The following is a 21729-nucleotide window of genomic DNA, read 5'->3' as shown; positions in this document are numbered from 1 at the left end:
GAGGGTGTCAGGCGTCCTGGGGGACGGCGTCGTCGAGGGGAGTGGCCGCCTGGCCGCCGGCGGCGTACCGGGTGCGGGCGATCCCCCAGCCGACGAGGGCCGCCGCGACGGTGGTGAGGGTGAGGCCCGCGATGGTGACGGCCTGGTGGAACTCGCCGGTCTGCTGCGGGCTCCAGTGGGAGGTGGCGATGTCGCCGGTGAACAGGGCGGCGAGGATGGTGCCGGTGATGGCGATGCCGGTGCCGGAGGTGACCTCGGTGGCGGTGTCGACGAGCGCGGTGCCGATCGTGGTCCGGTTGTCGGGGAGGCCGCGGACCACGTTGAGCCCGGCGACGACGCCGACCACGCGCATCCCGGCCGCCACGAGGACGAGCGCGATCGCGACCCACAGGTAGCCGACCCGGCCGAGCAGGCCGTAGACGGCGAGGCCGGACACGACCGCCGCGGCGCTGATCCAGGCGGCCCGGTCCAGGCCGACGCGCTGCACGAACGGGTTGACGAACGCGCTGCCCGCGATGAGGACGACGACCTGCGGCAGCATCCCGATGGCTGCCTGTGCGGGCGTCCAGCCCCAGTCGAGCTGCAACTGCAGCGTCACCAGGTAACCGAGTCCGGCGGTCGCCAGCCCGGTGGCGGCCTTGTAGGCCAGGCCGCTGGAAACCAGGGGAAGGGCGAGGAGCTTCAGGTCGAGCAGCGGATGGCGGGCCAGGCGCTCGCGCAGGACGAAGCAGATCGCCGTCACGGCGGCCGCGGCGGTGGCCGCCCAGGGCCCCCATGAGCCGGCGCCCTCGTCCACGAACAGCGTCGGCGTGAGGAGTGCGAGCACGATCGTCGCCGTGCCCAGCAGTATCCCGGGGACGTCGAGCGGGTCGCGGTGGAGGTCGGCCGGGTCGTCGGCGGCGATGCCGGAGCGCACGCCGAGGAACGCGAGCACGGCGATCGGCACGTTCACCAGCAGCAGGGCCTGCCAGGGCACGATCGCCAGCACGAGGCCGCCCGCCGTCGGGCCGATCGCGAGCCCGACCAGGCCGACGGTCGAGATGAGGGTCACTGCGCGCACGCGCAGGCCGTCCTCGTCGAACAGCCGGAACGCCAGCGCCATCGATCCCGGGGTTGTCATCGCCGCGGCGACCCCCATCGTCGCCCGGACGGCGATCAGCTGCTCGGCGGTGGTGACCGCGGCGGTCGCCAGGCTCGCCACGCCGAGCAGGACCAGCCCGATCAGCATGATCCGCCGCCGGCCGAACCGATCGGCGATCGCGCCGAACGCCAGCATCAACCCGCCGAACACGACCGCATAGGCGCCCGTCACCCACTGCAACGCGATCGTCGAGGCGTGCAGCTCGCGTCCGATCACGGGCAGCGCGACGTTCAGGATCGAGTTGTCCAGCATCTCGAAGAGGAACACCGCCGACAGCCCCGCCAGCGCGACCCACGCCTCCCGCAGCGACCGGGGAGTACGAGCAGCCATCTCATTCATGGAGGACTCCCTTCACGTCGTGATCCCGACGGGGACCCTGATCAGGGCAATCCGGCCGCTCGCGCGGGCCGTGGTCGCTGTGGAGCGCGGCCCGCTGGGGGGTTGCTCCGGCGACAATGACAGTGGTCTGTTCGAAGGACACGCCACTAGGTTATGCGACTAAGTTAAGTGACACAAGAAAGTGAGGTCGGGATGCCCAGGACCGGAGCGCGAGGCGGACCGCAGACGCGCGCGAAGATCTCGGAGGTCGCGACCCGGCTGTTCCTCGAACGCGGATTCGACACGGTCACGGTCACCGAGGTCGCGCGGGAGGCCGGGGTCTCGGCCGTGACGGTCTTCAAGCACTTCCCGCGCAAGGAGGACCTCCTGCTGGACCGCGAGGTCGACGCCGTCGGGCTCCTGCGCTCAGCGGTACACGACCGCGCCCCGGACGCCGGGGTGCTCCAGTCCCTGCGCGATACGGCGTTCCGTCTCTTCGAGGAGCGCCACGCCCTGTCCGGCCTCAAGGAGGGGTCCGCCCCCTTCTTCCGGACCGTCGCGGCCTCGCCCACGCTGGTCGCCCGCGCCAGGGAGATCGCCTCCGACCTCCAACAGACTCTCGCCGGCGAGCTCGAACACGACCCGCTCTTCGACGGCGACGCCTCTTTGCTCGCCGCCTTCTTCATCGCCGGCTACACCGTCGTGCTGGTGGAGACCGCCCGGCGCCTGATCGCCGGCGACCCGGCCGACACCGTCGCAGACGACCACCGCGCCCGCCTGGAGCGCCTGTTCGACGCCCTCAGCAACGGAGTCGTGCCCCGGCCGTGAGGATCACCGCCGCACTGCCCGCATCCGCCAGGAACTCGTGGGGAGGTTCGGCGAGGAGATCGCCTACGAGATCCGGCTGACCGGTGCGACCAGACCCCGGATCGGCAGTCCGACCTGGGAGCCGCTCCCGGCTTCGGCAGGCAAGGCGTAACGGCGCGTGGTGTCGGGGGGAATCGGCGATCACGATGGGGTTCTTGCCGTCGCGGATGAGCTGGGAGGCGAAGGTGTGGCTTCTGTCCGTAGTGGCTGTGTGCGGTTGTGTTCGTGTGGCGATCGAGCAGGTGACTTCCCATCGGGGTGTTCGCGCTGGGGATCGTCGCTCGTGTTGCGCTTCCGGGCGGATCGTGTGATGCAGATCGCTAGCTTGGGGTGCTCGTAGAGCAGGTTGTCGGTGGTGCCTGCGATCGTGTCCTGCATGGGCGAGCCGGTCGAGCGAGTGGATGAACGGGACCGCGTGCTGGGAGTCGTGGATCGCGCAGAGGCGGAGCGTCGGCGATGGATGCATCGGATCGCGACGACGATCTGTCGCGATCCGATGCGGCGGATCCTGGTGCTGCGCCGAGCGGAGCGACACACTCGCTTTCTCGGCCACTATGACGTGATGGTCGGCGGTGCCGTGGATGTGGGCGAGTCGTATGAGGACGCGGCAGCCCGCGAGCTGTCCGAGGAGTTGAGCGTCGGCGTCCCGGTGCGTTTCATGTTCAAGTTCCTGTGCCGGGATGGGGTCAGCCCTGTCTGGTTCGGGGTGCACGAGGCCGTGATCACCGAGCCATTGGTTCCAGATCCGTCCGAGATCGGTTGGCATGCCTGGCTCACAGAGCTCGAACTGCGGGAGGTCGTAGACCGATGGCCTTTCGTTCCCGGTGGGCGAGAGGCGTTGCGCCGATATCTGGTATTCGGGAACGAGGGCCGGCCGTCGGCTGGCTGATCGGCGGCATCATGTCGAGTGGGTGGCTCGGCCGAATGGCCCGATTCCCTCAGCCCGGGCTGGCAGCCGACACGTACTCGGGTGTCGCGGTTGTGCTGGCGGCGGAGCTGGAGGGGCGTCTGGGCCCTTCGGGTAGACGTATGACGAGAAGACTCCGAAGCCGTACTTCGCCCGCTGGGCCTACAACGCCTCATAGTCGCCGGCTCTGCGCTTGCGCTCCCCGTCGGTCATGGGATCTTCTTGTGGCACGTAGGCGATGTATCTGAAGCCCTTCTGCTTCATGCAGTCCGCCTTGACGGATTCGAACTGGCGTCTCTTCTCCTGTGCCGTCGCGGCCGACGTCGAGGGAGGTGAAGCGCCCTTCCCAGCCGGCTCGGCGTCGGCCCCGCAGCCGCTGAGCACGATCGTCGCAGCCAGGGTCAAGGCGGTCCTTCTGATGGTGTTCATGGTCGGTTTCCCCGTATTTCAACGTCACGCGCGCACGCGACGGCCGAGGCTTCCGCCCGGCGCGCGTGATCTGCTTCTTCCGTGGCTCGCGTAGGAGCCGGCTACCGTCCGATCCGGCAGGTCGTGCGGGTCCTGCCGCAAGCGGCCCTTGCGGCTAGCGCCGACCACTGCCGCAACAGTCGCCCGCCTGGACGTGCTGTTTGCCTGTCCTCCCGTGCCCGGCCGAAGGCAGTGGACGCGACTATGGCGATCAGCGCCAATGTGGATCTTTCTGGCATGCCCGGCGACAATACTCTGTTCAATGAAGTATGGTCAATCGCGGCAGTCTCGACGCCCCCGCTCGGGTTGTGCGACCAGCCCTGAACTCAGGTCCGCCCTCGATGCGGGCCGAGCGTCTCAGAAGCCCCGTGGGCGTCCTCGACCGTCGTGGCACGTATCGGCGTCACCGTTCGGCAGCGCGGTGCCTCCGACAGCCAGTAGACAGCGGGTAAGCGAGAAGTCCCTCCGGATGCCGTGATCATCGACGGTTTCTGGGACCTGGTTGAGCGCTCCGCGGCGGAGACCGGCACCCGGCAGGCGCGAGTGGAATGGCTCGAGAATCACCTCTCCGGTCTGTCCGCTGATGAGATCGTGGACTACGACGTCTGGTTCACGATCTGCCGCAACCGCGCCTGTTCCTGGGACATGTACGCGGCCTTCTACTTCACCACCGGCTACGCATCGTCCGACGGATTCGAGTATTTCGCGGACTGGCTGATCAGCCTGGGCCGAGAGGACTTCGAAAAGGCCGTCGACCGTCCCGATCGCATTCTCGAGCTGTCGGCCATGCAACAGCTCGATGAGCTGTCGCGTAATTACCGACACGAGCGGACAAGCATGTCAAGGGACGGCCGGCCTGATGGCGAGGAATGGGATTTCGGCGATGAGGCCGAGTTCACGCGCCGGCTCCCGTGGGCTCGCCTACCACTACGGCGTCAATGACGACCCGGACAAAAAGGTCTCCGAATGGTGGCCGCGATTTATGCATCGAGGCGGAGAAAGAACCCGCATCTGGTCGTTCTCCCGCGGGGCGGACGGCACGATGCAGGGTCAGATCGCGCCCTTCCTGAGCAAAGCCGATCGTCTCTTCCTGCGCTACGGGACGCTGCCGCCCGACGCCTGCCCCATGCATGGATGAGTGTGTCCGTCAGAGAGGGTCCTCTTCATGACCGAAGCGCCTGCTACCGGCTTGTTGCGCCAGGTCGGGATCCGGCGCGCCACGGGGAGCCGGATGTGACTGCTACACCGTTCTCCCAGCACCGGGGCCGGAATTGCTCCTGCACGCGAGTGCAGGAGCGTGGACGCTCGGGTCACCAACCCGCCGCGGTGCAGAATTCGTCCCCTACGCCCGGAGCCGTTGGCCAAGGGTCGTAGCAGGCTTTCCATGGTCCTCCTTGGCGGCCGACTGTGGCGGTGTCGTAATTGCCGTTCCGGGGGATGTTCACCACGGCGGTCTTGGTGCCGGCGGCGCTTCTGAGGAATAGCTGGTCGCCTTCGAAGGCGCCTACCGCTTGCCCGTGATAGCCGTTCCTTGTTCCACCGGTGCCGTCGCAGTACCAGAGCCGTAACGACCCTCCGTGTGTGTCGGCGACCACGTGGCAGGGAGCCAGGGCGGCTCCGGCCGTCGCCGGGGTCGCGAACAGCGCGGCTCCTCCGATGATCACAGAGGTGGCCGCGAGAACGAGTTTGCCGATCCGCATCCGCACTCTCCTGTTTCGCGGGTTTCGGTTGGGACGGTGGGGGATGAGCCAGGCGTTCGTGACCGCGATATGCCGGGTGGCGATGCTCGCCTCGCATTCTTTCGCCGGCTTCGGCTGAAAGAGAGTCTGGCTGATGGCGATCAATGGGCGACAGGTCATGGACCGGACATTCACCGGACATTTTCCCGCCACCGGAATTATCCGGTTCCCATTTTCGCGGCCACGCCTATGCTCGGCTTCATGACGGACACGGAGAAAGAGGCGGTCTTAAGCCTGCAGCGGCAGTTCGACGAGGCCGAGCTGGCCGCGGACGCCGACCGCTTGCGCGAGTTGCTGGCCGACGACTTCCAGTCGATCGGTCCCAAGGGGTACGTGCTCGACAAGGAGCAGTGGATCGGCCGTCACGCCCAGTTCGAGTACCACGCCCTGGACGCCAGCCGGATCGACATCCGGATGTATGGCGACGCCGCGATCGTCCGCAACGTGCAGAGCAACAAGGCGACCTCGCACGGCCGGCCGGTGGCGCTGCGGGTGCGGGTGTCCCAGGTGTGGGTGAAGCAGGAGGGCTCGTGGCGGTTGGCGGGCATCCAGTTCAGCCCGATGGCGGACGACGCGTAGCGATGACCGGATCCCGGCGGTGGGTCGCCCTCTCCGTCGTCTCCGTGGCTCAGCTGATGGTGGCCCTGGACGCGACGATCATGAATATCGCGTTGCCCTCGGCGCAGCAGGCTCTGCATCCGTCCGACGCCGACCGGCAGTGGGTGGTGACCGCGTACACGCTGGCCTTCGCGGGCCTGTTGCTGCTGGGCGGGCGGATCGCCGACTACCTCGGACGCAAGCGGGCCTTCCTGTCCGGGCTGGCCGGGTTCATGGCCGCCTCGGCCATCGGGGGTGCAGCGGTGAACTTTCCCATGCTGGTCGCGGGCCGGGCGTTGCAGGGCGCCTTCGCCGCGGTGCTGACCCCGACCGCGCTGTCACTGCTGGCCGTGACGTTCACCGAGCCGAAGGAGCGGGCCAGGGCGTTCGCGGTCTACGGCGCGATCGCCAGCGGCGGGGGAGCGGTCGGGCTGCTGGCGGGCGGTCTGCTGACGGAGTTCGCGTCGTGGCGCTGGTGCCTGTACGTGAACATGATCATCGGGCTGGCGGCCGGCCTGGCCGGGCTGTGGGTGCTGGCCGATGGCGAGTCCCAGGGCAGGCAGCGCTTCGACGTGCCCGGCGTGCTGCTGGTGACGAGCGGGCTCGTCGCCGTGGTGTACGCGTGCACGCAGGCGGTTGCGGCCGGATGGGGAGCGGCTCAGGTGATCGTCCCGCTCGGGGCGGCCGTGCTGTTGCTGGCGTCGTTCGTCCTGTGGGAGTCGCGGGCCGCTCAGCCGCTGCTGCCCCTGCGCCTGTTGTGGGAGCGCAACCGGGGTGGCGCCTGCGTGGCCTCGGGGCTGGCGATCGTCGGGCTGTTCGGCATGTCGCTGCTGCTCACGTACCACTTTCAGGCGGTATTGGGCTACTCGCCGTTCCAGGCGGGGCTGGCCTTTCTGCCCATGACGCTGGCGGTGGCGGCCAGCGCGTTCGGAATCGCCAGTCCGTTGCTGCCGCGGGTGCCCGCGCGGCTGCTCATCGTACCCGGGCTGCTCGTCACGGCCACCGGCCTGCTGCTGCTCACCGGGCTCACTCCCGAGAGCGACTACCTCACCGTGATCGTGCCGGCCGAGGTGCTGCTGGGCGGGGGGATCGGCTGTGTCATCACCCCTGGGTTCAGCGTCGTGACCCAAGGCGTCGACCGCCGGGAGGCCGGCGTGGCCTCGGCCATGGTCAACACAGCCCAGCAGATGGGTGGCTCGCTCGGCGCCGCGCTGCTCAACACGGTCGCCACCGCGGCCACCGCCGCCTCTCTGCGCGCGGGCCTTCCGCAGGCGCGGGCGCTGGTCCACGGGTACACGACCGCGACGGCATGGGGAGCGGGGGTCCTGCTCCTGGCCGCCGCGCTGGCGGCCCTGCTGATCAACATACCCGTCCCGGAGGCTCACGCCAGGCAGCGGTAGAGCGTCGCGGCGCGGTGGGTGACACGCTGGAACAACCCCTGGCAGGTGGTGGTCGTCTAGCGCAGGGTCGCGATGCCGGCCAGGAAGATGTCGACGCCGGAGAGGAACTGTTCGCGGTCGTCGTGCTCGCGCAGCTGCGTCGCCGCTCTCACCACGAACGGGTACTTGCCGGGGTCCAGCTGCGACCATTGTGCGGCTACGGTGGCCAGGAGGGCCGAACGGTCCGCCTCACTGGAGGCAAGGACCCGGGCGTTCGCGGCATTCTGCCCGGCGACACCGAGCACGTAGTTCACGAGCGCGCCCGCAGCATCGAAAAGTGCATGCTCGGGAACGCCGAGCGCATCGAGCAGCCTGCCGATGCACTCGTAGATCTCCAGCAGCGCGGGACGCCACGGCTCCCGGGAGAGTTGAGCGCCGACCCAGGGGTGCGCGTCGATCGCGTCAAACAGGCCCAATGCGACAGTACGCAGAGCTTCCCGCGGCTCCGTATCGATGACCACGCCGGTCATCACGCCGGCCATGACGTCGGCGGTGGCCGCCGCGAGCAGGTCGCTCTTGTTCGCGACATGGTGGTAGATCGCCCCGTAGCCGGTGCTCAGGCGAGTGGTGAGCGCACGGAAGGTCAGCGCGGTCTCGCCGTCGGCGTCGAGGATCTCGGTCGCGGCCTTGACGATCAACTCCTTGGACAGCCCGTCCGTGCGCCGCGGGGTCCGCTGAGCCTTGTTCGCCATGGTCGCATTATCGCATGTTTGGATCGTCGATCCAAAGTCGTGCTAGCTTGATTGGATCGTCGATCCAAACCCCTCTGGAGGGAACACCATGACGACCCCGGTGACGATCATCGGTGCCGGCCTCGGCGGTCTGGTGCTGGCCCGCGTCCTGCACGTACACGGCATCCCCGTCACGGTCTACGAGGCGGAGCCCTCACCGGCCGCGCGCCGTCAGGGCGGGATGCTCGACATCCACCCCTGGAACGGCCAACCGGCGCTCGAGGCGGCCGGCCTGATCGAGGGGTTTCGCGAGCTCGTTCTGGAGGGCCGCGAGTCCTACCGGGTCCTCGACCGAAAGGGGACCGTGCTGCTCGACCGGCCCGACGACGGCACGGGCGAGCGTCCCGAGGTGCAGCGCGGCGAGCTGCGGCAGCTGCTGCTCGACTCACTTCCGAACGGCATCGTCCGGTGGGGGTGCAAGGTGACCGGCGTGCAGACACTGGACGAGGGCCGCTACACGGTGGGCCTGGCCGACGGCACCACCGTCGTCACGAGTCTGCTCGTCGGCGCGGACGGCGCGTGGTCGCGGGTTCGTCCGCTGCTCTCGGGCGCCACCCCCGAGTACGTCGGCGTCTCGGTCATCGAGACGTTCCTGTTCGACGGTGACACCCGCCATCCCGCCGCCGCGAAAGCGGTTGGCGCCGGATCGCTGTTCGCGCTCACGCCGGGTAAGGGAATCCTGGCTCATCGCGAGAGCGGCGGAACCCTGCACAGCTACGCGCAGCTGGTGAAACCACAGGACTGGCTCGCCGGCATCGATCTCACCGATGCCGCAACCGTGACCGCGCGTGTCGTCGAGGAGTTCGACGGCTGGGCTCCCGAGCTCACCGCCCTGATCACCGACAGCGACACCCCGCCGGTCCTGCGCCGCCTCTTCACCCTGCCGACCGGACACCGCTGGAATCGAACATCGGGTGTGACCCTGCTCGGCGACGCCGCCCACCTCATGCCCCCGAACGGCGAAGGCGCCAACCTGGCCATGCAGGACGGCGCCGCACTCGGCCAGGCCATCGCCGCCCGCCCCGACGACATCGAGGCCGCACTCGCCGGGTACGAACAAGCCATGTTCACGCGCGCCGCCGCCGTAGCCGCAGACGACGACATCTACACGATCATGTTCGGCGACGACGCACCCCACAGCATGGTCGCCATGCTGACCGGAGCCGAGCAGGGTTCATGAACTACGGCGCCCTGCGGTGTGGGAGGCGTCGCGATGCATCCCCGAATCGGGGGTCGAACGCATCATCGGAGCGTCGGTCCTAGGAAGACCGCTCCGTTCCTCGACCATCGAGGGCGATGGCAGTGTGAAGGCCCGTCCGAACGAGGAAGAGCGGTGATCAGGCGATGAAGGCGGTGCGGTTCCACGAGTACGGCGGGATCGATGTCCTGCGGGTGGAGGAGGTGGAGCGTCCGGTGCCCGGCCCCGGGCAGGTGCTGGTCGAAGTCCGCGCGGCCGGGATCCAGCCCGGCGAGGTGATGATCCGGCAGGGCGCGCGGCACGAGCGCTGGCCGGCGACGTTCCCCTCCGGGCAGGGCAGTGATCTGGCCGGACTCGTGGTGGAGGTCGGTCCGGAGGTGCGCGGTGTCGCGGTGGGCGACGAGGTTCTCGGTTTCACTCACAAGAGGGCGAGCCACGCGGAGTTCGTCGTGGTGGAGGATGTGCAGCTGACCCCGCGTCCGAAGGGGCTGTCCTGGGAGGTGGCCGGGTCGTTGTACGTGGCCGGCACGACGGCGTACGCCACCGTGTTCGCGGTCGACCCCGGGCCGGGCGACACGGTCGTCGTGTCCGGTGCGGCGGGTGGCGTCGGGTCCCTTGCGGTACAGCTCGCGCGGCGGCGCGGCGCCACGGTGATCGGCCTGGCGAGCGAGCCGAACCACGCTTGGTTGAAGGATCGCGGTGTCGTTCCCGTCGCGTACGGGGAGGGTGTGGCCGAGCGGATCCGGGGAGCCTGCGGCGGGAAGGTCGACGCTTTCATCGACACGTTCGGCGACGGCTACGTGGAGCTGGCAGTGGAGCTGGGCGTGCGGCCCGAGCGGATCAACACGATCCGCGACTGGCAGGCCGCGGCCAAGGTCGGTGCGCGTACCGACGGAGAAGGCGCCGCGGCGTGCGCGGTCGTGGTCGGCGAGCTGGCCCGGCTTGCCGCGCGTGGGGAGCTCGAAGTGCCGATCGCCCGCACCTACCCACTGGAGCAGGTACGGGACGCATACCACGAGCTGGAACAGCGGCACACTCACGGCAAGATCGTGCTCCGTCCCTAGCGGAGGGAAGGCGAGCCGTTCGCCCCCAGGGTTGACCTTGACCTTAGGTCAGCGTGCACGCTGAACGGGTGACCGACCTGAACTCCACCTGGACCGGCATGGTGCCGGTCGACGACACCACGCTGGCCGTGACCGACACCGGTGGGCCCGGCCGGCCCGTGGTCTACCTCAATGGACAGTTCGCCACGCAGTCGTACTGGCGTCGCGTCATCGCCGAACTCGGCGGTGAATACCGGCACATCACCTACGACATGCGAGCCCGCGGCCGATCGAGGCGTTCGGCGGCGGCCGCCTCGTTCGAGGCGCACGTCCGTGACGTCGACGCCGTCCTCAAGGCGAGGGGCGTTGACCGGCCGCTGCTGGTCGGCTGGTCCTACGGCGCGCCGGTCGCGCTGCACTGGGCCTGCCGGAACCCGGACCGCGTCCTGGGCGTGGTGTCCGTGGACGGCGCGTACCCGCACGGCTGGACCGACACCGTCACCCCGGAACGGATCCGAGGGCTGTTCCGCCGGTGGGGCTGGCTGTTTCCGATGCTCCGCCCCCTGCACTTGTGCGCGAAGATGTCCGTCGAGGAGCATGCCCAGAGCAACATCGAGCTCATCGAGATCTGCGCCGCCCTCGGCCCGGTCCTGGACGGTGTGACCTGTCCGGTCCGGTACGTGGTCGCCACGGGTGCCAACCTCGGCGGCAGCCGGGAGGAGATGGAACAGATGCGCGCCACCCTCGACCCGGTGCTCGCCCGCAACCCGAACATCAGGATGAGCGCGAAGGTCGCCGGCAACCACGGCAACATGCTGCGCAAGGACTTCCGCGCCGTCGCCGACGCGGTTCGCGAACTCGCCGGCACCCCACGATCGGTCGGCTGAGCAGATGACCGGCGGTGTCACGATCGGCCAGGCGGCGGCATTCGCCGGCGTCACGGTGAAAACCATCCGGCACTACCACAAGCACGGCCTGATCGACGAACCCCGCCGCGACAGCTCCGGCTACCGCCGCTACGGATCGGCCGACCTGCTGCGGCTGGTCCAGATCCGGACGCTGGCCGCCGCCGGAGTGCCGCTCGCCGAGATCGGGGCCATACTCGACGCCGACCCCGACCGGTTCGCCGCCGCGCTCGTCGACGTCGAACGGCGCCTCACCGACCGGATCGACGATCTGATCGCGCGGCGCGACACGCTGCGCCGGCTCGCCACCGGCGACCGGGCCCTGCTGCCCGACCGCGTTCTCACGAAGCTGGACAGGGTGGCCGCCGAGCTGGGCTTCACCCCGGACGACGTGACGATGGCCCGGGAGGGCCTGGTGCTGATCAGGGCCCTGGTGCCGGAAGGCTTCGACGACTATGTCACCAAGGTCGAGCGCGCCCTCGACGACCCTCAGTACGTCTCCTTGGTCAAGCGCCTGTGGTGTGCCGCCGAGTGGGAGCCGGACGACCCCCGGGTCGACGAACTCGCCACAGCCATGGCCGACCACTTCCTCGCCCACCCCTCGCTGCTGCCGATCCCGGCCGGACTCCGGGCCCGCGACGACGGCGCGATTCGCTACAGCCTGCTCAGCCACCACGGACAAGAGCGGAAGCCGGCCTGGGCTCGGCTGGATGAGTTGTTCGAGACAAGAATGCGCTCGGCCGGCATCGACCTCCCGTAGCGGACTCCCCGGCGCTCATGAAACCGACGAGCGTGGCGAGGGCCCCATCCCGGCGAAGAGAGCGTCGAGGATCCGGTCGACATACTCATAGGTCAGTTGTTCCTGAGTGATCAGGAGCTGGAAGTACAGCGGGCCGGACAGGATCGCCATCGCCAGGTCGAGGTCGAAGCCGGGTGACAGCTGGCCCTGGTCGCGAGCCGCTTTCAGCCGGGCGACGGTCCTGTCCGCCTGCGGGGTGATGAAGCGCTCGTTGAGTGCGGCGGCGACCTCGGGATTGTGCTGGGCCTCACTGATCAGGGCCTTGTACAAGGGGCCGAAGGGTGGCGTGGCCAGCAGGTCGACGGCCGCGCGGATCTGCGCGCGCAGGTCGGCGACGATGTCGCCGGTGTCGGGATAGTCCAGGCCGGGCTCGTTCAGCGACAACAGCGAGTCGAGCAGCAGGGCGCCCTTGGACGACCATCGGCGGTAGATGGTCTGCTTGCTCGCGCCCGCACGGGCGGCAACCGCTTCAATGCTCAGTTTGGCGTAGCCGATCTCCTGGCCGAGCTCCAGCGTGGTCCGCATGATGGCCTCGGTCCGGTCGGCGCCGCGGCGATGGGGCGTGTCGGTCATGCCGACACCTTATCGGTACGGTACGTGCCGTACTTGACATCAGAAGCCCCACTTGGACATCATCCTATCGGCACGGTGCGTTCCGTACCGATAAGAGCCGCCAGGCCCAATACCTCTTCGGGAAAGAAGACGATTTTTGATGCCCATTCCTGCCGACCCGACCGTGGTGCATCCCATGCCCGAGCAGCCGCGGGTGGTGCTGCTGAGGCCTCTTGTCACCTCGCCGCTGATCGAGGTCGGAGAGTTCTCCTACTACGACGACCCGGATGACCCAACCGCCTTCGAGACCCGCAACGTGCTGTACCACTACGGGCCGGAAAAGCTGGTCATCGGGAAGTTCTGCGCGCTGGGCGAGGGCGTGCGATTCATCATGAACGGCGCCAACCACCGCATGGACGGGCCCTCGACGTTCCCTTTCCCGATCATGGGCGGCTCCTGGGCCGAGCACTTCGACCTCATCACCGGTCTGCCCGGACGGGGTGACACCGTGGTCGGCCACGACGTCTGGCTCGGCTACCGGGCCACGGTGATGTCCGGCGTCCGCATCGGCCACGGAGCGATCATCGCCTCCGGGGCCGTGGTCGTCGACGACGTCCCTGACTACGGCATCGTCGGCGGCAACCCGGCCCGGCTCATCCGCCGCCGCTACAGCGACGCCGACATCGACCGTCTCCTCGCTCTTGCCTGGTGGGACTGGCCGCTCCAGCACATCACCGAGCACATCCGCACGATCATGTCCGGCAGCATCGACGACCTGGAGAAGGTGGCCGCTACTTGGGAGTCGAGTCGTCATGAGTGACCCGCAGGTGGAGCACACCGTGCAGGCGAAGTTCGAGATCGTTGAGTTCGACGAGAGCGTGTATGACGAGCACGCCGAGGGACCCAAGCTGACCCGGGTAACGATCCGCAAGCGCTACCACGGCGTGATCGAAGGAACGGGTGTCGCCGAGGTGCTGACGGCCCAAGGCGACGCCGGCGGTGGTTACGTCGCCTCGGAGCGAATCGAAGGCACGCTCGACGGCCGCCAGGGCACCTTTGTCATCCAGCACTGGGGGCTGGCCGATGGAGCCGAACAGAGCAGCGAAGGGAGCATCGTCCCGAACTCCGGGACGGGAGAGCTCGCCGGGATCGCCGGTCGGGCGATGGAGCGCGAGTTCCAGGTGCTCACGCTGGTCTACACGTTGTGAGATCACTCGAGCCGGATCCTGGCTCGCGGTTGCGACATCTGACCTCCGTTTCACAGTTCCAGCACTTCGGAATCGAGCTATCGGCATGCCTGCTTCGGCCCATCCCAACCCGTTCACCGGCTGGCTTCGCCGCCAGGCCGTCCCGCTCACCCACCTCGACCCTGAGGCGCCGCTCGACGATCTGGAGCCGGTACGCGACATCATCGGCGGCGCCCGCGTCGTCGCGATCGGTGAGAACTCCCACTTCATCAACGAGTTCTCACTCATGCGCCGGCGCATCCTGCGATTCCTGGTCGAACACTGCGGTTTCACCGTCCTGGCCTTCGAGTACGGCTTCAGCGAAGGCTTCCCCCTTGACGCCTGGGCCCAGGGGGAGGGGACGGATGATGATCTGTCGGCCCATCTCGCCGAGGCGATCCCTGTGGGAGTCGATGAGCCGCTGCGCTGGATGCGCCGGCACAACGCCACGGCCGGGGTGCCGGTACGTTTCGCCGGGATCGACATCCCCGCGGCCGGTGGATCCCTGCTTCCCGCGCTGGCCCCGGTCGCCGGCTACCTCCGCGAGATCGATCCCGAAACCCTCCCGGCGGTCCACGCGGCGATGCGGATGGCCGAGTCGTTCGCCGGTGCCTCCGCGGCCTCGGCCGCGCCGGCCTGGACGCGCCTGGCCACCGCCGAGCAGGACGCTCTCAGCGCTGTCCTGATGCGCCTGCTCATCCGGTTCCGCGCCGTCGAAGCGCTGTACGTCTCCCGTGGCGATCAGCACAGCTATGACATCGCCCTGCGTCGCATCGAGGCCGCCTGCCACGCCGACTACGGCTTCCGTGCCATGGCCGGCCTGTACGCCGGGACCGGGCTGACCGCCGACACCTCGGCCCGCGACGTCTACATGGCCGGGTCGGTCCTGTGGCACCTGGAGCGCCTCGAACCCGGGGCCCGCATCGTGCTGGCGGCTCACAACGCCCACCTCCAGAAGGTGCCGATCTCCTTCAACGGTCACCTCACGGGGCTCCCGATGGGACAGCACCTGCAGCGCGTTCTCGGCGACGAGTACTTCGCCCTCGGCCTGACGAGCACCGCCGGACACACAGCCGACATGCGCCCTGACGAGAACACGCGCTTCGGTTTCGCCATCGACAACACGGCGTTGGAGGCACCCGAGCCGGGAAGCGTCGAAGCCGCCTTCGCGGATGCCGGCCTGGGGCTCAGCATCGCCGACCTCCGCCGGGCACGCCGAGAGGCCGTTGCCCCGGGTCCCGATCGCATCCGGATACAAAGCGCCTACTTGCACACCCCCGTCCTCGACGCGTTCGACGGCATCCTCAGCACCCCGACCTCCACCGTCGCCGACGACGTGGAAAGCTGAATCGTCCAGAACCTGCAGAAACAGGGAGTAACGAGATGCGTGTATCACTGACAACGACGGATTGTGAGGGAGTCACCCGATGATGAACACCGATGTGATCATTGTGGGCGCCGGTCCGACCGGCCTGATGCTGGCCGCCGAGCTGCGCTTGGCCGGAGTGCGTCCACTGGTGCTGGAGCGGCATCCGCAGCGCCGGGACACTCCGAAGGCAGGTGGTCTCGGCGGGCAGATCCTGGAGTTGCTGCGCTACCGGGGCTTGCTGGAACGGTTCGAAGCGGCCTGCACCGGCCCTGTTCCGGCTCCCCGCTTCCCCTTCGGCGGTGTGCACCTGGACTTCACCCAGCTGGCAGATCCCCCGTTGCACGCCCTGCCGCTCCCGCAACAGCTGCTTGAGCGGCTGCTCGACGAACGCGCCGGCGAGCTCGGCGTCGACGTCCGCCGTGGGCACGAGGTGGCCGGGGTGAGCCAGGACGAGGCCGCGGTGAGCGTGGACGTGCACGGCCCGGACGGGCCGTACCGGGTGATCGCCCGCTACCTGGTGGGGTGTGACGGCGCGCGCAGCCGGGTCCGCGACTGGGCCGGCATCGGCTTTCCCGGCACCATCTATCCGGAGGTCAACCGGCTGGCCCAGGTCACCTTGCCCGAGAAGGTGACCGTGCTCGGCAACGGCGATCTCGACGTGCCCGGCTTCGGCACTGTCCGCGCGGGTTTCACCCGGACCGACCGTGGTCTGTTCGGCGTCGGCTCCTCGCCCGGCTCCCAGGCCGTCTCGCTCTACACCATCGAGGACGAGAGCACCGAGTACGACGACGACGTCCCGATGACGGTCGCCGAACTGCAGGACAGCGTCCGTCGCGTGCTCGGCGTGGAGCTGCCCGTGGGAGAGGCGCTCCGGCTGTCGCGCTTCACCTTCAAGGCCCGGCAGGCCGAGCGCTACCGTGAGGGGCGGATCCTGCTGGCCGGCGATGCGGCGCACCTGTTCCCCGCCACCGGGGTGGCGCTCAATGCCGGCATGCTGGATGCGGTCAACCTGGCCTGGAAACTGGCCGCGGACCTCCACGGCTGGGCGCCGACCGGCCTGCTGGACACCTACCACAGCGAACGCCACCTCGCCGGCGCCCGTACCATGCTGCACACCCGAGCCCAGGTGGCACTACGGCGCGGGCACGACGCGGCCGCCGAAGCACTGCGGGAGGTCTTCCAGGAACTCCTGGCCGACGAGCAGCCGTTGCGCCGCATGGGAGCGCTGGTCGCCGGCACCGACATCCGCTACCCGATGCCCGGCTCCGACCACCACCCCCTCGCCGGCGCCTTCGCCCCCGACCTCACCCTCCACACCGGCCAGGGCAAGACCAGCGTCGCCGAACTCCTGCACCCCGCCCGGCCGATCCTCCTCGACCTCGCCGACCGCCCGGACCTGCGCGAAGCCGTCCAAGGCTGGCGGCATCGCGTCGACATCCACACCGCCAAGACCGACGCTCGGCCGGCGGACGCCCTGCTGATCCGCCCGGACGCCCACATCGCCTGGGCCGCGACCATCGACGAACCCACCGGCACCGCCGCGCCCGCCCTGCGCGAAGCACTCTCCGGCTGGTTCGGCGCACCCTGATCATGCCCTGCGAGGCCGACGACTCCCGGCCGTGAGGCGAGGGCGGCCGACCGGAGCCGGGTTAGTGTTTCGCGCTCGGGCGGAGCCGGTCGGCGATGGAGGCGATCAGCTCGTAGGACCGGCGGCGATCCGCGTGGTGGTAGAGGGGAGTGGTGATCATGAGCTCGTGGGTGCCGGTGTCGTCGAGCACCGATTGCAGGTGCTCGATCACCGTGGCCGGGCCTCCGACCAGGACGCCATCCGAGCGGGCGGCGATTTCGGCGCGATCGTCGTCGGTGTAGGGATATGCTGCCGCGTCCTCGGGGCTCGGCAGCAGGATGCGGTTCCCCCGGACCCGGCTGAGCACCTTCAAGCGGGTGGACCCGGCGAGCCATTCGGCGCGTTCGTCGTCCTCGGCGGCGATGACGGACACGCTGACCAGCGTCGTCGGTGTCGCGGCATGGTCCGAGGGGCGGAACTGCTCCCGGTAGCTGCGCATGGCGTCCATCGCCATCTGCGCGTTGAGGTGGTGGGCGAAGGCGTAGGGCAGGCCGAGTTCGGCGGCGAGGTCGGCGCTGCTGGTCGTGGAGCCGAGCAGCCACAGCGACGGTACGTTGCCGCCGAGGACGGGAATCGCTTTGACCTGTGCGTCCTGGGGCGGATCCAGGTAGGCCCGGAGCTCGTCGAGTTGCTGGCGGAAGGTCTTCACGGTCCGGTCCCGCTCGGGACGGACCGCTTCCACGGCCGGTCGAGGGCCGCCCGGGGCACGGCCCAGGCCGAGGTCGATCCGTCCCGGGTGGAGGGCGGCCAGCGTGCCGAACTGCTCGGCCACCACGATCGGAGCGTGGTTGGGCAGCAGCACCCCGCCCGCGCCGACGCGCAGGTGCTGCGTGGCGTCGGCGAGGTGGCCGATGAGGACGGCGGGGGCGGAGCTGGCGACGCCGCGCATGCCGTGATGCTCGGGGACCCAGTAGCGGTGAAGGCCCAGCACGTCGGCCAGCTTCGCGAGATCCACCGTGTTGTGCAGCGCCTGCCTCGGTGTGGACCCCTGAACGATCGGTGAGGTGTCCAGCACCGAAATGCGTACGTCAGCCTGCCGGCACCCGCGCATGCTCGTCCTCTCCGGTCCTGCCACAGCCATTCGTCTCCAGCGCAGTATGGCGCGGGGGAGGGTGGGAGAAGTGCCCCCGAAGGCAGTGCTGGTGGGCTGGATTCCGGGACAACGTTCGAGCCCGGCCGGGCGGCCCTGGACCTCACCGGCCGCGATCGACGCCGTCGCCGTCGCGTCGCACCTGCCGGTCCCGCGCTGAGCGGCGGCGGTGGCCCGGGATGCGGGAATCAGCCGGTGGACGCCGCGTAACCGGCCGGAGCGACTCGTGGTGCGCCAGTCGATGGGCACCATCGGCTCAAACCGAGCGCTGCCGGTTGGGCCGAGCCGCCCAGATCATTGGGCTGTCCGGAGGTCGGGCAGCGCTCACCCCGGCTACCTCCCGGTGCCCGGTGGTCCCGTGGGCTGGTCGGCGTTGGTGGCGACGCATCGGATCGCCATGTACTGGCGCGCCGGCAAAGGGACCCGGAAGCTGCCCGAGTACGTGCCGGGCAGCGTTTCGACGGTCATGTTCCACGTGTCGATCACGTCCACCGTCCAGACCGTGCCGGGCTCCATCGTGACATCGCGATACGACGGCCGGTTGAAGCCGAAGTAGGCGATCAGGTAACGCGACGCCACGCCACCCCAAGGGGTGTCCCAATCGCTCGGCAGCGGGTCGAGCACCCCGGTCGGCGACTCCTCGATGATCCGTCTGAGAAAGGCGATCCGATCCGGACTCGAGCCGACGAGCTCGCCGCCCTTCGACCACCACAGCTCTTCGCGGTCGTTGAGATAGGTCTCCCCGTGCCCGACATAGCCGCCGCGCACCGCGCCCTCCCAGAACCGCCGGGTCATCTCCTCACCGGTGATGTTGCCCCACCCCTGGTCGATGTCTCCTTCGTAAGCGCATTCATCGATGACGACGGGTTTGTCCCACTGTTCACGCCACTGGTCGGTGTTCTCGGCGGTGCGGTACACGTCGATGCGCTGCGCACTCGCGTGAGTGATCCACGGCCGGCCGTAGTCGTAGAAGCGGAAGCAGTTGTGGATCGAGAGCAGGTGCCCGACCGGGTCCTCTTCGACGACGATCGCGGCCAGCCGCTCCCAGTCGTCGACGGTCTTCGAGAACAGCAGGTCGTACTCGTTCGCGAGCGACCACCAGACGTTCGGCAATGCCGACAATCGCCGAATCACGTACCGGACATAGCGGTCGTCTGCGGCGGTGCCCATGTCCGAGAAGCCCCAGCGGTCGTAGGCGTGGAACAGGATGACATCGGCTTCGAAGCCGATCGCGGCGAGATCCGCGATCCGGCGCTCGAAAGCGCGGAAGTAGGAGGGGTTGAAGCGGGTGTGGTCCCACCCTCCGTCGCCGTCCGGCTCGAACGGATGGAGCGGCGGCTCGTTGGCGTTGAAGAGGTACGACTTGGGAAAGATCCCCATCCGGATCTTGGTGAACGGCGACTCGGCGAGCGTGCGCAGGGTCTGTTCCTGCAGCGCCTCGCTCTGGTGGGTCCAGGCGTACGCGATCGTGCCGAGCGGCAGGTGACGCGTGCCGTCCGCGTACGAGAAGTGATAGCGGTCCGCCACCCGGACGGGCCCTCGACCGGCGCCGGCCGCCGCGGTGAGCTCGACGGTGACGCCGCCGAGGGAGGGCGTGGTCGCCTCCGTCGTGACGACCCAGCGTCCGGCCTGGTCGGGCAGCAGCCGGACGCGCCAGATCCCGTCGCCGTCGTAGAAGCCGCCGAGCCGGCGCGTCGACCCGTCGGGGGCGGTCGCGCGTGCGCGCAGGTCGACGTCGACGAACGGGTTGCCGTGGTCCGGTCCGGCGAGGGCGAGCTCCCAGGTCGCCCACACTTCGCCCGTGGCGGGTGCGGAGAGCACGCCGGCCGAGCCGCGCGGCGTACCGGCCGGCTCGTAGTGGGGATTCGGCGCGATCGCCGGCGGGTCGGAGCGCACGCGCGGGTCGCCGGCGTCGAGCGCGGCGAGCTCGCGCCACAGGTCGTCGAGCTGTGCGGGGGAGAGCCGGGCGTACGGACCGGCGGCCGTGATCTTGCCGAGGGTGCGGCGGCGCAGCTGTATGAGCAGGGGAGAGTTCACGACGCCGGGCAGAGTGCGCTGGATGACGCCGCGGGCCTCGGCGTGGTCCAGGACGTCGGCGAGCAGGCTGTCCGGTCCGAATCCCCGGCCGCTCATGCCATGCCGCCCGAAGTGCCGCCCGAAGTGCCGCCCGGGGTCCGGCACTTCGCCGAGCGGGCGCCCGGGGCGGGGAGGTCGACGTCGGGCATCCGGGTGTTCGCCTGCTCCGGCAAGGTGTCCGCGGTCTCCACCAGCCAGCGCAGCAGCACGCCGGAGAGCCGGGCCTCGACGTCGGCCAGGTCGGGGCGCCCGGCGAGGTTGTGCGCCTCGTGCGGGTCGGCCGACCGGTCGTAGAGCTCGGCGGGCTCGTACAGGCGCCACACGTACGTCCAGCGTTCGTCGCGGACGGCGGCGGCCTTGCCCACGGTCATCGGCCGCTCGTGCTGCAGCGCCGTCTTGCGGTCGTACGGGAAGCCGCTGCGCTCGAACTTCGGCTCCTCCTCGACGAGGAAGCCGCCCTCGCTGAACGCGTACTCGCGGTGCCCCACGGCGGGATCGCGCAGCACCGGAAGCAGGCTGCGGCCGAAGTGATGATGTCCAGGCTCGACCCCGGCGAGATCGAGCACGGTCGGGAAGACGTCGATCAGCTCCACCATGGCGTCGACCGCGCCGTGCGCCGGCAGCCCGCCGCCACTGATGATCACCGGGTCGCGGGTGATGCAGCTGTGCAGCGCCGACGGCCACTTCTCGACCACGCCGAAGTCGCCGAGGTACTCGCCGTGGTCGGAGAAGAACACCGTCACGGTACGTTCGGCCGCACCCGCACGATCCACGCCGTCGAGCAGGCGGCCGACATGTGAGTCGAGCCGCGAGACCATGCCCTGGTAGGTGGCCCGGAGCTCCCGCCATGCCTCGGGCGTCGCGCGGTCCGTGCCGTAGTAGTCGCGGATCCCCTGCAGGTAGGCGGGTTCGGGGCCGCTGCCCGACACCGGGTCGCCCACGGAGTCGCGATCGTGCAGGGAGAACCACGGTTCGGGGGCACGGAACGGGCAGTGCGGCGCGACCAGCGGCGCGAACAGCACCCACGGCCCGTCCGGCGGGTCGGCGAGCCACTCCTCGGCGGTGCGCACGGCGGCCTCGTCGAAGTCGATGTCGCTGTCGTCGACCACGCGGCCGTGGTAGTAGAGGCGGTCCCACAGGTCGGGATCGACGTCGGACCGCAGCCGCGGGAACTCGGTGGCCGCTTTGGCGCCACCCGCCCATCGGCCGCTGGTCGGCCGCGTGCCGAAGCCGTGCTCGTGAACGCTGAGCTCGGTCGCGCCGGGGCCGAACGTGTCGCCGCGATCACCGGCCCAGGCCACGTGGTAGCCGTTCTCCTTGAGCGTGCGCAGGAAGTTCGGCTCGTCGGGGCGCAGCGGCGTCCCGAACGTGCGGTGCCCCGCCGTGTGCGGATACCAGCCGGACAGGAACGAGGCGCGGCTGGGCGAGCACACCGGGTGCTGTGCGTAGGCGTTGGTGAAGGCGGTGCCTGTCGCGGCGAGGCGGTCGAGGTTCGGAGTGCGCGCGGACGGGTTTCCGAAGGCGCCCACCGCGTCGGCCCTCAGCTGGTCCGCGACCACCACCAGGAAATTCGGGCGATACGTCATGGTCATCCTCCCGTTACTGAATTGGGGGGTAGCGTACCTTACCGAGTACTC

At 69.4% G+C, this 21729-nt stretch carries 22 protein-coding genes; 14 read left to right on the top strand and 8 right to left on the bottom strand.

Translation table 11 applies throughout. The annotated features are described in order from the left end of the window. Positions 1-7: 7 nt before the first annotated feature. The gene (locus ACIHFD_RS33095; RefSeq protein WP_397370230.1) at positions 8-1480 is read right to left on the bottom strand and encodes an MFS transporter; all 1473 of its coding nucleotides are present in this window, start codon (positions 1478-1480) and stop codon (positions 8-10) included. 192 nt (positions 1481-1672) lie between these two features. Here ACIHFD_RS33095 and ACIHFD_RS33090 point away from each other — a divergent pair, with 192 nt between their 5' ends. Then, positions 1673-2287, top strand: a complete 615-nt coding sequence (locus ACIHFD_RS33090) for a TetR/AcrR family transcriptional regulator (protein WP_397370229.1) — start codon at positions 1673-1675, stop codon at positions 2285-2287. 415 nt (positions 2288-2702) lie between these two features. After that, positions 2703-3215 carry an NUDIX hydrolase gene (locus ACIHFD_RS33085; RefSeq protein ID WP_397370228.1) on the top strand — a complete coding sequence of 171 codons (513 nt, stop codon included), beginning with the start codon at positions 2703-2705 and terminating at the stop codon, positions 3213-3215. A 180-nt stretch (positions 3216-3395) separates the two neighbouring features. On the opposite strand, the gene ACIHFD_RS33080 is transcribed toward ACIHFD_RS33085, so the two are convergent. After that, on the bottom strand, positions 3396-3662 hold the full coding sequence (locus ACIHFD_RS33080) for a hypothetical protein (RefSeq protein WP_397370227.1): 267 nt from the start codon (positions 3660-3662) through the stop codon (positions 3396-3398). 513 nt (positions 3663-4175) lie between these two features. Here ACIHFD_RS33080 and ACIHFD_RS33075 point away from each other — a divergent pair. Next, a complete protein-coding gene (locus ACIHFD_RS33075) occupies positions 4176-4643 on the top strand; it encodes a DUF4240 domain-containing protein (RefSeq protein WP_397370226.1) in 468 nt (155 codons plus the stop codon). Between the two features lie 368 nt (positions 4644-5011). Here ACIHFD_RS33075 and ACIHFD_RS33070 read toward each other — a convergent pair whose 3' ends face one another. Then, the gene (locus tag ACIHFD_RS33070) at positions 5012-5545 is read right to left on the bottom strand and encodes a hypothetical protein (RefSeq protein ID WP_397370225.1); all 534 of its coding nucleotides are present in this window, start codon (positions 5543-5545) and stop codon (positions 5012-5014) included. A 96-nt stretch (positions 5546-5641) separates the two neighbouring features. Here ACIHFD_RS33070 and ACIHFD_RS33065 point away from each other — a divergent pair, with 96 nt between their 5' ends. Both ACIHFD_RS33065 and ACIHFD_RS33060 read left to right on the top strand, forming a co-directional pair. Continuing rightward, positions 5642-6019, top strand: a complete 378-nt coding sequence (locus ACIHFD_RS33065) for a DUF4440 domain-containing protein (protein ID WP_397370224.1) — start codon at positions 5642-5644, stop codon at positions 6017-6019. A 2-nt stretch (positions 6020-6021) separates the two neighbouring features. Further along, positions 6022-7437 carry an MFS transporter gene (locus ACIHFD_RS33060; RefSeq protein ID WP_397370223.1) on the top strand — a complete coding sequence of 472 codons (1416 nt, stop codon included), beginning with the start codon at positions 6022-6024 and terminating at the stop codon, positions 7435-7437. A 56-nt stretch (positions 7438-7493) separates the two neighbouring features. On the opposite strand, the gene ACIHFD_RS33055 is transcribed toward ACIHFD_RS33060, so the two are convergent. Next, positions 7494-8168 (bottom strand): TetR/AcrR family transcriptional regulator, encoded by a 675-nt coding sequence (locus ACIHFD_RS33055; RefSeq protein ID WP_397370222.1) that lies wholly within the window; start codon positions 8166-8168, stop codon positions 7494-7496. A gap of 88 nt (positions 8169-8256) precedes the next feature. On the opposite strand from ACIHFD_RS33055, the gene ACIHFD_RS33050 reads away from it, so the two are divergent. The 4 genes from ACIHFD_RS33050 (at position 8257) to ACIHFD_RS33035 (ending at position 12113) form a co-directional block, all read left to right on the top strand. Next, positions 8257-9387, top strand: coding sequence for an FAD-dependent oxidoreductase (locus ACIHFD_RS33050; RefSeq protein ID WP_397370221.1), 1131 nt, complete (start codon positions 8257-8259; stop codon positions 9385-9387). Positions 9388-9551: 164 nt separating this feature from the next. Beyond that, positions 9552-10469, top strand: a complete 918-nt coding sequence (locus ACIHFD_RS33045) for an NADP-dependent oxidoreductase (RefSeq protein WP_397370220.1) — start codon at positions 9552-9554, stop codon at positions 10467-10469. A gap of 68 nt (positions 10470-10537) precedes the next feature. Then, positions 10538-11335 (top strand): alpha/beta fold hydrolase, encoded by a 798-nt coding sequence (locus ACIHFD_RS33040; RefSeq protein WP_397370219.1) that lies wholly within the window; start codon positions 10538-10540, stop codon positions 11333-11335. Between the two features lie 4 nt (positions 11336-11339). Continuing rightward, positions 11340-12113 (top strand): MerR family transcriptional regulator, encoded by a 774-nt coding sequence (locus ACIHFD_RS33035; protein ID WP_397370218.1) that lies wholly within the window; start codon positions 11340-11342, stop codon positions 12111-12113. A 15-nt stretch (positions 12114-12128) separates the two neighbouring features. Here the strand turns inward: ACIHFD_RS33035 and ACIHFD_RS33030 are convergent, their stop codons facing one another. Then, positions 12129-12725, bottom strand: coding sequence for a TetR/AcrR family transcriptional regulator (locus ACIHFD_RS33030; protein WP_397370217.1), 597 nt, complete (start codon positions 12723-12725; stop codon positions 12129-12131). Positions 12726-12864: 139 nt separating this feature from the next. On the opposite strand from ACIHFD_RS33030, the gene ACIHFD_RS33025 reads away from it, so the two are divergent. The 4 genes from ACIHFD_RS33025 (at position 12865) to ACIHFD_RS33010 (ending at position 16887) form a co-directional block, all read left to right on the top strand. Further along, entirely contained in the window at positions 12865-13524 is a 660-nt protein-coding gene (locus tag ACIHFD_RS33025; RefSeq protein ID WP_397370216.1) for a CatB-related O-acetyltransferase, read from the top strand. Continuing rightward, positions 13517-13912, top strand: a complete 396-nt coding sequence (locus ACIHFD_RS33020) for a DUF3224 domain-containing protein (protein ID WP_397370215.1) — start codon at positions 13517-13519, stop codon at positions 13910-13912. Before ACIHFD_RS33025 ends, ACIHFD_RS33020 begins: the two co-directional genes overlap by 8 nt. An 85-nt stretch (positions 13913-13997) precedes the next feature. Continuing rightward, a complete protein-coding gene (locus tag ACIHFD_RS33015; protein WP_397370214.1) occupies positions 13998-15278 on the top strand; it encodes an erythromycin esterase family protein in 1281 nt (426 codons plus the stop codon). Between the two features lie 79 nt (positions 15279-15357). Continuing rightward, positions 15358-16887 carry an FAD-dependent monooxygenase gene (locus ACIHFD_RS33010; RefSeq protein WP_397370213.1) on the top strand — a complete coding sequence of 510 codons (1530 nt, stop codon included), beginning with the start codon at positions 15358-15360 and terminating at the stop codon, positions 16885-16887. A gap of 61 nt (positions 16888-16948) precedes the next feature. Here the strand turns inward: ACIHFD_RS33010 and ACIHFD_RS33005 are convergent, their stop codons facing one another. Next, positions 16949-18007 (bottom strand): LLM class flavin-dependent oxidoreductase, encoded by a 1059-nt coding sequence (locus ACIHFD_RS33005; protein ID WP_397370212.1) that lies wholly within the window; start codon positions 18005-18007, stop codon positions 16949-16951. A gap of 40 nt (positions 18008-18047) precedes the next feature. Here ACIHFD_RS33005 and ACIHFD_RS33000 point away from each other — a divergent pair, with 40 nt between their 5' ends. After that, complete coding sequence (locus tag ACIHFD_RS33000) at positions 18048-18176, top strand: hypothetical protein (protein WP_397370211.1); 129 nt, start codon at positions 18048-18050, stop codon at positions 18174-18176. A gap of 173 nt (positions 18177-18349) precedes the next feature. Here the strand turns inward: ACIHFD_RS33000 and ACIHFD_RS32995 are convergent, their stop codons facing one another. Both ACIHFD_RS32995 and ACIHFD_RS32990 read right to left on the bottom strand, forming a co-directional pair. After that, positions 18350-20149, bottom strand: a complete 1800-nt coding sequence (locus ACIHFD_RS32995; protein ID WP_397370210.1) for a DUF5605 domain-containing protein — start codon at positions 20147-20149, stop codon at positions 18350-18352. Continuing rightward, positions 20146-21678, bottom strand: a complete 1533-nt coding sequence (locus ACIHFD_RS32990; RefSeq protein WP_397370209.1) for a sulfatase-like hydrolase/transferase — start codon at positions 21676-21678, stop codon at positions 20146-20148. The genes ACIHFD_RS32995 and ACIHFD_RS32990 overlap by 4 nt, the downstream gene beginning before the upstream one ends. Between the last annotated feature and the right edge of the window lie 51 nt (positions 21679-21729).

Source organism: Nonomuraea sp. NPDC051941 (assembly GCF_044593615.1).
The sequence above is the reverse complement of the archived record's forward strand: the minus strand, read 5'-3'. Positions and strand labels throughout refer to the sequence as shown.

Coding starts and splice junctions, on each gene's coding strand:
- ACIHFD_RS33055 (WP_397370222.1), bottom strand. CDS start 8,168: ATGGCGAACAAGGCTCAGCGGACCCCGCGGCGCACGGACGGGCTGTCC.
- ACIHFD_RS33030 (WP_397370217.1), bottom strand. CDS start 12,725: ATGACCGACACGCCCCATCGCCGCGGCGCCGACCGGACCGAGGCCATC.
- ACIHFD_RS33060 (WP_397370223.1), top strand. CDS start 6,022: ATGACCGGATCCCGGCGGTGGGTCGCCCTCTCCGTCGTCTCCGTGGCT.
- ACIHFD_RS33085 (WP_397370228.1), top strand. CDS start 2,703: ATGGGCGAGCCGGTCGAGCGAGTGGATGAACGGGACCGCGTGCTGGGA.
- ACIHFD_RS33010 (WP_397370213.1), top strand. CDS start 15,358: ATGATGAACACCGATGTGATCATTGTGGGCGCCGGTCCGACCGGCCTG.
- ACIHFD_RS33015 (WP_397370214.1), top strand. CDS start 13,998: ATGCCTGCTTCGGCCCATCCCAACCCGTTCACCGGCTGGCTTCGCCGC.
- ACIHFD_RS33045 (WP_397370220.1), top strand. CDS start 9,552: ATGAAGGCGGTGCGGTTCCACGAGTACGGCGGGATCGATGTCCTGCGG.
- ACIHFD_RS33095 (WP_397370230.1), bottom strand. CDS start 1,480: ATGAATGAGATGGCTGCTCGTACTCCCCGGTCGCTGCGGGAGGCGTGG.
- ACIHFD_RS33020 (WP_397370215.1), top strand. CDS start 13,517: ATGAGTGACCCGCAGGTGGAGCACACCGTGCAGGCGAAGTTCGAGATC.
- ACIHFD_RS33005 (WP_397370212.1), bottom strand. CDS start 18,007: ATGGCTGTGGCAGGACCGGAGAGGACGAGCATGCGCGGGTGCCGGCAG.
- ACIHFD_RS32990 (WP_397370209.1), bottom strand. CDS start 21,678: ATGACGTATCGCCCGAATTTCCTGGTGGTGGTCGCGGACCAGCTGAGG.
- ACIHFD_RS33090 (WP_397370229.1), top strand. CDS start 1,673: ATGCCCAGGACCGGAGCGCGAGGCGGACCGCAGACGCGCGCGAAGATC.
- ACIHFD_RS32995 (WP_397370210.1), bottom strand. CDS start 20,149: ATGAGCGGCCGGGGATTCGGACCGGACAGCCTGCTCGCCGACGTCCTG.
- ACIHFD_RS33080 (WP_397370227.1), bottom strand. CDS start 3,662: ATGAACACCATCAGAAGGACCGCCTTGACCCTGGCTGCGACGATCGTG.
- ACIHFD_RS33025 (WP_397370216.1), top strand. CDS start 12,865: ATGCCCATTCCTGCCGACCCGACCGTGGTGCATCCCATGCCCGAGCAG.
- ACIHFD_RS33065 (WP_397370224.1), top strand. CDS start 5,642: ATGACGGACACGGAGAAAGAGGCGGTCTTAAGCCTGCAGCGGCAGTTC.
- ACIHFD_RS33035 (WP_397370218.1), top strand. CDS start 11,340: ATGACCGGCGGTGTCACGATCGGCCAGGCGGCGGCATTCGCCGGCGTC.
- ACIHFD_RS33050 (WP_397370221.1), top strand. CDS start 8,257: ATGACGACCCCGGTGACGATCATCGGTGCCGGCCTCGGCGGTCTGGTG.